Source organism: Azospirillum sp. TSO5, assembly GCF_003116065.1.
In the GTDB taxonomy this organism is placed as follows: Bacteria; Pseudomonadota; Alphaproteobacteria; order Azospirillales; family Azospirillaceae; genus Azospirillum.
On sequence record NZ_LGQY01000156.1, the window covers coordinates 1 to 8,283 of the forward strand.

The window sequence follows — 8,283 nt, forward strand, 5'->3', positions numbered from 1 at the left end:
CCTCCCGCCGTGCCTTCGCGCTGCGCATCCTGTCCAAGAGCCTGGACGCTGCCGGGGTGCTGCCGCGCGACTGCGTGGTGCTGGAACCGCTCGACGTGCTGACCCCGCAGGCCGGCGACGTGGTGGTGACGGTGGGCGAGGGCACGATCTGCGGATACCGCTTCTTCCCGCCCCACCTGATGCCGGTTTCGACCGATCCCGACTGCCGTCCCACCGCCTTCGACAGCGCCCATGTTGCCGGAGTCGCCGTCCACGTGGTGCGAGCGCTTCGCATGTAAAAGGCTGTTGCGGCACGAGTCGCGGCGCGCGTTCCAATCCCCCGCGACTCGCAAAAACGGACGTCTCTACTCCGTCCGTTTTGTCTTGTGATGACTCTCGTCAGAAGACACCAAATATAGCGTGTTTTCAGGACTTTGGGTTGGTCTACGGCCAAGCCATAGGTTCACGTTTTGTTCTTGAAAGCTGCGTGTTCGCATCCCATATTCAGGGTCCGGTGAGGCGGTCCGAAAAACATGCTGCGAAGTCGCAGTGACGGTCACGCTTCGGGGTTCGGGAAGTTGGGAAAAGCATGGCGATCACTCAGGCACAGCGGGACTTGCGGGCGGGGCGGATCGGGTCGTCGGACGCAACGCGCGTGATGGCCGGCGACTGGCTGTCGCTGTGGCGCGAGAAGACCGGCCGGGTCGAGCCCGAGAACCTGGATCTCGTCGCCGCCGTACAGATCGGAATCGCGACCGAGCATCTGCATCCGCGCTTCGTCGCCCATGCCACCGGCCGCGATTGCGTGGAGGCGCCCGACACCTATCGCCATGCCGAGCATGACTGGATGGTCGCCCACCCCGATTTCCTGACCAGCAGCGTGGCCGACGGTGCGCTCGACACCATCGTGGAGGCGAAGTTCAACAGCGGCTTCCAGAGCGATGCCGACCTTGCCCGCCGTTACCACTGGCAAGTCCAGCATCAGCTGGCTGTGGTCGGGCTGGATCGCGCCCTGCTGTCGATCCTGCGTCCGACGGGCCACAGCCTGATGACGGTGGATCGGCGTCCGGACGATGTAGAGCGGCTGGTGGAGACGCTGGAAGCCTTCTGGTGGCACGTCGTCAACGATGTCGAGCCGTCGGACCCGCTGCCGATGGACGCTCCGTCCTATGAGAACGGCCGCGTCTTCGACATGGGGCGGCACAACCGCTTCCGCGCGCTCGCCGACCGTCTGGTCGCCAACCGGGCGGCGGCGCTGGCAGTGAAGGAGGACGAGGCCGCCCTGAAGGCGCTGATGCCGGACGATGCCCGCATCGCCTTTGTTGCCATCGATCAGGCCGACGGCCGCACCGGCGGACTTTATCTCGCGCGCGACCGCGAGGGCCGGCTCAGCCTGCGCTATGGCGCACCGCCGCGCCGTTCCCTGGCAGAGGCGCAATTCTGGGGACCCTCCGCTGACCCGAACGCGGTGGAACTCAGCCTGGAGACAGTGCTGACCGCCGGCTGGGGTGAGGGGAGAGCCGAAACGTTTGGACAAGAAGGACCCAAATCATGGGACGCATGAGCAAGACCGACCACGTCGTTGCCGACACCGAAACCCCCGAATCGAGCGTAACCGAGTCCAACGTGACGGAGACCACCCAGGCCGAGCCGAAGACCGGCGGCAGCCGCGGCTCCCACGGGTCCAAGGGGTCCGCCGGCGGCAGCCGGGCTGAGGAGCCGCAGCGCATCGACACCATGTTCCTGTGGAACCGGCTGAAGCGCACCGACCCGAAGGCGACCAAGCCCTTCACCCGCTCCGGCGGCTTCCGCGGCACGCAGATCGACCCGACCTGGCGCTTCCAGATGATGACGGAGGTGTTCGGCCCGATCGGCAAGGGCTGGGGTTATGAGCAGGTGGATTGGACCATCGCGGAACGGATGATCTTCATCTGCGCCCGCGTCTGGTACATCGACCCGGAGACCAAGGAGAAGTGCTTCACTGGCCCGCAGTGGGGCGGGACCGAGATGGTCCGCCGCCGCAACGGCATGGAGATGCCGGACGACGAGTGCTTCAAGATGTCGATGACCGACGCGGTCGGCAAATGCCTGCTGCAAATCGGTCTGGCCGCCGACGTCTATATGGGCCAGTTCGACGACAGCAAGTACCGGGAGGAGTCGGAGGCCTTCTATGCCGCCAAATCCAACCCGGACCTGCAACCCGCCGCCGTCGAAGCCTTCGAGGCGGAGGTGAAGCGTCGGCTGGGAGCCTGCCTGGACCTGGACGACCTGGAAGAGGTCTGGCGGTCCGGCGTTGGCACCCGCCTGCGCGAGATCGGCGCCATCGACCGCGCCGCCCAGCACCGCATCACCGGCCTGTTCGCCCAGAAGAAGGCCGAGATTCTGAAGCGCGAGGAAGAGGACGGGCGGGAAGCCGCCTGACGGACGCCCCATGACCCAGACGACTGCCCAGACGACTCATAACACCGGCGACCGGTCGCCCAGCGGACTGTTCCGCATGAGCGCCTGGGAAGGCGAGTTCGAGCGTGCCAACGCCCAGCTGCCGCGCTGGTACTGGAACCGTGACCAGCGCCGCCGCCACTACGCCCGTTGGGTGGAGGCGGAGGCCGAAACGCTGGTGATGCGGCTGTCGGGACTGTTGCGGTCCGACACCCCGGCGGAAACCGGGAGCGCGGCCCGCGTCCTCGTCGAGTCCCTGTCGCGTGACATCGACTGGGCTCGCCGGTTGGAAGACTCGGAATCGGAAGACAGGACGTTCGCCCACGCCGCCTGACCGCAGGCGGCATCAAGGGAAGGATATCATCTCATGACGATAGAAGAGGTCCAGGCGCGTCTGCGCGCCGCTCAAGCCCGCATCGGGCGTGAAGGCCGCTTCGCCCTCACCCTCAGCCTGGATGGGCGCGAGGAATGCTACATCACCCATTGGTTCCGCCCCGAGCCGCACGCCTTCGAGGACTGCCGCGCGGTCGGTTCCGGAACCCTGGCCGAATGCCTGGACGCGCTCGACCGCTATGTGGCGGTGAACCGGGTACGTGACGAGGCTCCGGTGCTGATGGCGGCCGAATGACATCCCCGTAACGGTCAAACCATCGGCCTTTCTCCCCTCGTCCCCCCCGCGGACGAGGGGATTTTTTTGTCCGGCATTCGCGCGCGACTGCGGTTGTGTTATCGTCTCCGCCTTCAAGCGGAAGGGGAGCGATCATGGATCCCGTACTTGCCTTCGCCAGCATCGTCGGTGCCATCGCGGTCGGCGCCGCCAGTCCGGGACCGAGCTTCGTGCTGGTCGCCCGCACCTCCATCGCCGTATCCCGCCGGGCCGGCTTGGCCACTGCGCTCGGCATGGGGATCGGCGGCGTGTTCTTCGCGTCGCTGGCGCTGTTGGGGCTGCATGCCCTGCTGTCGCAGGTCGGCTGGCTCTATGCGGTGCTGAAGCTGGTGGGCGGCGCCTATCTGCTCTATCTCGCGATCCGCATCTGGCGTGGAGCCGGGGAGGCTCTTGTGGTGGCGGAGGAGGGGCAGACGGCACCCGCCGGGCTGATGCGGCCTCTGTTGTTTGGGCTGCTGACGCAATTGAGCAACCCGAAGACGGCGCTCGTCTATGGCAGCATCTTCGCCGCGCTGATGCCGGCCGAACCACCGATGTGGCTGTTCGTTTTCCTGCCGCCGGCGATCTTCCTGATCGAAGCGGGCTGGTACGCCATCGTCGCCGCGGCCTTTTCCGCCGGCCGGCCACGTGCCGCTTATCTCAGGTCCAAGCGCTGGGTCGACCGGGTTGCCGCCGCTGCCATCGGCGGACTGGGCGTCCGCCTGATGTCTGACGCTCTGCCCCCTCCCTAACCCTCCCCCGCTTCGCGGGAGAGGGAACTGCCGCCGCATCGCAAACTTACCCTCTCCCGCGAAGCGGGGGAGGGAGGGACCCGCGGCGAAGCCGTGGGAGGGAGGGGGCAATCGCCCTTACTTCTTCTTGCCCGCCTGTGCCCTGGCGAACGCCTCGGCGAAGGCGCTGTTGACCGGATCCGGCGCCTTGGCGGGCTTCGGCGCTGCCTTGGGCGCAGGCGGCGCCGGACGGCGATCCTGCTGTTGCGGCGGACGCGCCGGCCCACGGTCGTCGCGGCGCTCTTCCCGCCGGGCCGGGCGCGGGGCTTCCTCGCCCATGCGCATGGTCAGGGCGATGCGCTTGCGGGGGATGTCGACCTCCAGCACCTTCACCTTCACCACGTCGCCGGCTTTCACCACCGTGTGAGGATCCTTCACGAAGCTGTTGGCAAGCTGGGAAATATGCACCAGCCCGTCCTGATGGACGCCGATGTCGACGAAGGCACCGAAGGCGGTGACATTGGTGACGACGCCCTCCAGCATCATCCCCGGCTGAAGGTGCTTCAGTTCCTCCACGCCCTCCTTGAAGGTGGCGGTCTTGAACTCCGGACGCGGGTCGCGGCCGGGCTTCTCCAGCTCCTTGATGATGTCCTCGATGGTGGGCAGGCCGAAACGCTCGTCGGTGAACTCCTCAGCATTCAGGCCGCGCAGGAAACGGGCGTCGCCGATGACGCTGCCGAGGTCGCGCCCAGTGGTCTTCACGATGCGCTGGACCACCGGATAGGCTTCCGGGTGGACGGCGGAGCCGTCGAGCGGATTCTCGCCCTCGCGGATGCGCAGGAAGCCGGCGGCCTGCTCGAAGGTCTTCGGTCCCAACCGCGCCACGTCGAGCAGCTGCTTGCGCGAGCGGAAGGCGCCGTTGCGGTCGCGATGCTCGACGATGTTGCGGGCGATGGTCTCGTTCAGGCCCGACACGCGGGTCAGCAGCGGGATCGACGCGGTGTTGAGGTCGACGCCGACCGCGTTCACGCAATCCTCGACCACAGCGTCCAGCGAGCGGGCCAGCTTGCCGCCGGCGACATCATGCTGGTATTGGCCGACACCGATCGACTTCGGCTCAATCTTCACCAGTTCGGCCAGCGGGTCCTGCAGGCGGCGGGCGATGGAGACGGCGCCGCGCAGGCTGACGTCCAGGCCGGGGAACTCGTGCGCCGCGGTTTCCGACGCCGAGTAGACCGACGCGCCAGCCTCGCTGACCACCAGCTTGGTCAGGGACAGCTCGGGATGGCGCTTCATCAGGTCGGCGGCCAGCTTGTCGGTCTCGCGCGAGGCGGTGCCGTTGCCGATGGAGATCAGCTCCACCTTGTGCCGCGCCGCCAGCGCCGCCAACACGGCGATGGAGCCGTCCCAATCGTTGCGCGGCGGGTGCGGATAGATGGTCGTCGTTTCCACCAGCTTGCCAGTCGAGTCGACGACGGCGACCTTCACGCCGGTGCGGATGCCGGGATCGAGCCCGATGGTGGCACGCTGGCCGGCGGGGGCGGCCAGCAGCAGATCGTGCAGGTTGCGGGCGAAGACGCGGATTGCCTCGTCCTCCGCCCGTTCGCGCAAGCTCCCCATCAGGTCGGTCTCGATGTGCGGGCCGATCTTCAGCTTCCAGGTCCAGCGCACCACGTCGGACAGCCACTTGTCGGCCGGACGGCCCTGGTCGCGGATGCCGGTGTGCAGGGCGATGGTGCCTTCCGCCGGGTGGGGCTGGCCCTCTTCGACCGGCAGATCCAGGCGGATATCGAGCACGCCCTGCGCCCGGCCGCGGAACAGTGCCAGCGCCCGGTGCGACGGCAGCTTCGACCAGTTTTCCGAGAAGTCGAAATAGTCGGAGAACTTGGCACCTTCCGCCTTCTTCTCCTCGATCACCTTGGAGGTGACGACGCCCTTGTCGGCCATGGCGGTGCGCAGGCGCCCGACCAGTTCGGCATCCTCGCCGAAGCGCTCCACCAGGATGTGGCGGGCGCCGTCCAACGCCGCCTTGACGTCGGCGACACCCTTGTCGGCATCGACGAAGGCGGCGGCCTCGGTCTCCGGCTGCTTCTTCGGGGCGGCCAGCAGCGCGTCGGCCAGCGGCTCCAGTCCGGCCTCGCGGGCGATCTGGGCCTTGGTGCGGCGCTTCTGCTTGTAGGGGAGGTAGAGGTCCTCAAGCCGGGTCTTGGTGTCGGCCTGTTTGATCTGGCGTTCCAGTTCGGGCGTCAGCTTGCCCTGCTCATGGATGGTCGACAGGATGCTGGCGCGACGGTCCTCCAGCTCCCGCAGGTAGCCCAGCCGCTCCTCCAGGGTGCGGAGCTGGGTGTCGTCCAGGCCGCCGGTCGCCTCCTTGCGGTAACGCGCGATGAAGGGGACGGTCGACCCCTCGTCGAGCATGGCGATGGCGGAAGCGACCTGGGACTCGCGGACCGACAATTCGTCGGCGATGCGCTGGCTGATGGACAGCATGAGGCAGGGATCCTGCGGACTTGTGACGAACAAAAGGGAGTCTGTCATAGCGCGTCGGGGCGGGGGGACGCCACCCCGGCCTTTCGGCAGAGGGGCGGATAGCCCAAGCCGAAGCGCAACCATTCGCGGCAGCATTTTGCAAAAAAGTGGTAGGGGATGTTTTCTTCCTACCATTCATCGGCCGTTAACCATATCGGCCCTATACCTCTGCGTGCAACTTGGTTGCGTTTCCTCCCGAACCGACTAGGGGGCGGCCCGGCGGTGATCCCGTCAGGCCGCCCTTTCTTTTTTCGGCAAGGAAAAAGGGCCGGGACGGACATGCCATCCCGGCCGGACCCCAAAAGTGTCTGCCACCGGTCCCAGCCGAAAGGATCAGGGAAGGCGGCTTTCGGCCAGACGCAGGCGGCCTTCGGGGGAAAGGCGGGACAGGGTGTCGACGACGCGCGTTTCGAACTCGCTGCGCAATGCGGCGTCGTTGGCGTGGATGCTGTCGAACAGGGCCTTGAGCCCGGCCGGATCGAAGGGTTGGGCCATCAGGGCCATGCGCAGGCGCGGCGCGAATTCCTCGCGGCTGACATGCATCCGGACGAACAGAGGACGGGCATCGTCCATCGCCTTGCGCAGGATCGCGGCGTCGGCCTGCGACAGGTGCCGCGACACGTCGTCAACGAAGCGCTCCAGCAGATGCTCCGGCCCGCCAGGCGGGGGAGGCGGCGGGCGGAAGGCGTGGGCGACGACGAAGCCGCCGGCCAGCATGTTGAGCGCAAGGGACCCGACCAGAAGGAACCAGGGCCAGCGGCGCCGAATGGCCGGCGTCATCGCACGTCTCCCAGATAGCTGACGATCATCACGCCGGACAGGGCAGGCGTGCTCGTCTTTTCGAAGGAAATCAGGCCCTGGCTGTAGCTGAGGAAGCCGACCAGCGCCATGCTGGCCAGGAAGCCGGCGAGCGGGGCAGGGCGGAAGGGCGGCCGCGACAGGAACCAGGGGACGAATTCCGGCACGATCCGCTGGGCCAGACAGTCGGCGATGCGATCATACACCTGCGTCTCGCGCCGGGCGGAGACCTGCGGGGTCGAGGCGGCGTCCAGCAGCGCATCGGTGATGGCGGCGTCGGCCAGCAGGTCGCGGGCTTCGGCGCTGCCGTCCAGCAGGGCCAGCGCATCCACCCTGGCGGAGCGCGGCCAACGGTCCAGGTCGGCGCCGTAGGCCGCGGCATAGCGTTTGAACTCTTTGAGCGTCATGACCGTGCACCGTCCTTCTGACGGATCAGGGGTTGAAGCCGGGCCCGCAAGACGCGGCGCGCCCGGACCAGCAGACTTTCCATAGCCGAAACAGACACCTGCAATATTTCCGAAGCCTCAGCGCACGTCATCTCCTCATGGTAGCAGAGACTGAGCGCCGCCCGTTGCCGTTCCGGCAAGGCGGCGATCGCGGCATCCACCGCGGCACCGATCCGGATGCCGTCGATCACCGTCTCCGCGCTCCAGGCCGGATCGGCGATCTCGCCGGCATCGTCCAGGGGGGCGAAACTGCGCCGCCGCTTGTAGTCAATGGCGCGATTCACCACGATCCTGTACAGCCATGTGGTGAAGCGGGTTCCATCGCCGCGCCAGCGTTCGGCATTGGCCCAAATCTGCAGGAAGGCGTCCTGCGCGACCTCCTCGGCGTCGGCGGCGTTCCCGACAACCCGTTGGGCCAGGGCGATGCTGCGGCGCAGATGCCGGCGCGTGAGTGTTCCAAACGCTTTCCGGTTACCGGCCGCGGCGCTCGCCATCAGCGCCTCGTCGGTCACCGTTTCCTCGGTAGGCTCCACGCCGTATTCCGCCCGCTCCCGGTTTCTGTCAGCGGTTTATACGCGGCCGGAGGCGGAAGTCCTGCGCGGAGAGCGGCAATTTTCCGATCAGGGATTTCCCCAACACCCGGCCCTCCCCGCCATTTTATTTCCATAAGAATGCTTATGCGTTTTTTGGCGCCGTAGTGGCGGGCCTTTCCATC

Annotated in this window: 9 protein-coding genes and 1 pseudogene; 6 read left to right on the forward strand and 4 right to left on the reverse strand. The window is 67.1% G+C overall.

The window, feature by feature from the left end:
- From TSO5_RS30510 to TSO5_RS30535, 6 genes and pseudogenes are all read left to right on the forward strand, one after another.
- Positions 1-278 (forward strand): annotated as a pseudogene (locus tag TSO5_RS30510) (XRE family transcriptional regulator); the annotation flags it as partial.
- A 290-nt stretch (positions 279-568) separates the two neighbouring features.
- Entirely contained in the window at positions 569-1,543 is a 975-nt protein-coding gene (locus TSO5_RS30515) for a YqaJ viral recombinase family protein (protein ID WP_109155123.1), read from the forward strand.
- A complete protein-coding gene (locus TSO5_RS30520; RefSeq protein ID WP_247871045.1) occupies positions 1,531-2,400 on the forward strand; it encodes a hypothetical protein in 870 nt (289 codons plus the stop codon). The genes TSO5_RS30515 and TSO5_RS30520 overlap by 13 nt, the downstream gene beginning before the upstream one ends.
- A 10-nt stretch (positions 2,401-2,410) precedes the next feature.
- Positions 2,411-2,752: a hypothetical protein gene (locus TSO5_RS30525; protein ID WP_247871046.1), complete on the forward strand. Its 342-nt coding sequence runs from the start codon at positions 2,411-2,413 to the stop codon at positions 2,750-2,752.
- Positions 2,753-2,785: 33 nt separating this feature from the next.
- The gene (locus TSO5_RS30530) at positions 2,786-3,046 is read left to right on the forward strand and encodes a hypothetical protein (protein WP_085083685.1); all 261 of its coding nucleotides are present in this window, start codon (positions 2,786-2,788) and stop codon (positions 3,044-3,046) included.
- A gap of 134 nt (positions 3,047-3,180) precedes the next feature.
- Positions 3,181-3,816, forward strand: a complete 636-nt coding sequence (locus TSO5_RS30535; RefSeq protein WP_109155124.1) for a LysE family transporter — start codon at positions 3,181-3,183, stop codon at positions 3,814-3,816.
- A 117-nt stretch (positions 3,817-3,933) separates the two neighbouring features.
- Here TSO5_RS30535 and TSO5_RS30540 read toward each other — a convergent pair whose 3' ends face one another.
- The 4 genes from TSO5_RS30540 to TSO5_RS30555 all read right to left on the reverse strand — a co-directional run bounded on the left by TSO5_RS30540 (position 3,934) and on the right by TSO5_RS30555 (position 8,080).
- Positions 3,934-6,285 (reverse strand): Tex family protein, encoded by a 2,352-nt coding sequence (locus tag TSO5_RS30540; RefSeq protein WP_109155125.1) that lies wholly within the window; start codon positions 6,283-6,285, stop codon positions 3,934-3,936.
- 372 nt (positions 6,286-6,657) lie between these two features.
- Positions 6,658-7,104 (reverse strand): periplasmic heavy metal sensor, encoded by a 447-nt coding sequence (locus tag TSO5_RS30545; RefSeq protein WP_109155126.1) that lies wholly within the window; start codon positions 7,102-7,104, stop codon positions 6,658-6,660.
- Positions 7,101-7,529 (reverse strand): hypothetical protein, encoded by a 429-nt coding sequence (locus tag TSO5_RS30550; RefSeq protein ID WP_109155127.1) that lies wholly within the window; start codon positions 7,527-7,529, stop codon positions 7,101-7,103. The genes TSO5_RS30545 and TSO5_RS30550 overlap by 4 nt, the downstream gene beginning before the upstream one ends.
- Positions 7,526-8,080, reverse strand: coding sequence for a sigma-70 family RNA polymerase sigma factor (locus TSO5_RS30555; RefSeq protein ID WP_247871047.1), 555 nt, complete (start codon positions 8,078-8,080; stop codon positions 7,526-7,528). The genes TSO5_RS30550 and TSO5_RS30555 overlap by 4 nt, the downstream gene beginning before the upstream one ends.
- Positions 8,081-8,283: the final 203 nt, after the last annotated feature.

Excerpts from the sequence above, each read along its gene's own strand:
- TSO5_RS30525 (WP_247871046.1), top strand. The coding sequence starts at position 2,411 with ATGACCCAGACGACTGCCCAGACGACTCATAACACCGGCGACCGGTCG.
- TSO5_RS30540 (WP_109155125.1), bottom strand. The coding sequence starts at position 6,285 with ATGCTGTCCATCAGCCAGCGCATCGCCGACGAATTGTCGGTCCGCGAG.
- TSO5_RS30515 (WP_109155123.1), top strand. The coding sequence starts at position 569 with ATGGCGATCACTCAGGCACAGCGGGACTTGCGGGCGGGGCGGATCGGG.
- TSO5_RS30545 (WP_109155126.1), bottom strand. The coding sequence starts at position 7,104 with ATGACGCCGGCCATTCGGCGCCGCTGGCCCTGGTTCCTTCTGGTCGGG.
- TSO5_RS30535 (WP_109155124.1), top strand. The coding sequence starts at position 3,181 with ATGGATCCCGTACTTGCCTTCGCCAGCATCGTCGGTGCCATCGCGGTC.
- TSO5_RS30520 (WP_247871045.1), top strand. The coding sequence starts at position 1,531 with ATGGGACGCATGAGCAAGACCGACCACGTCGTTGCCGACACCGAAACC.
- TSO5_RS30550 (WP_109155127.1), bottom strand. The coding sequence starts at position 7,529 with ATGACGCTCAAAGAGTTCAAACGCTATGCCGCGGCCTACGGCGCCGAC.
- TSO5_RS30530 (WP_085083685.1), top strand. The coding sequence starts at position 2,786 with ATGACGATAGAAGAGGTCCAGGCGCGTCTGCGCGCCGCTCAAGCCCGC.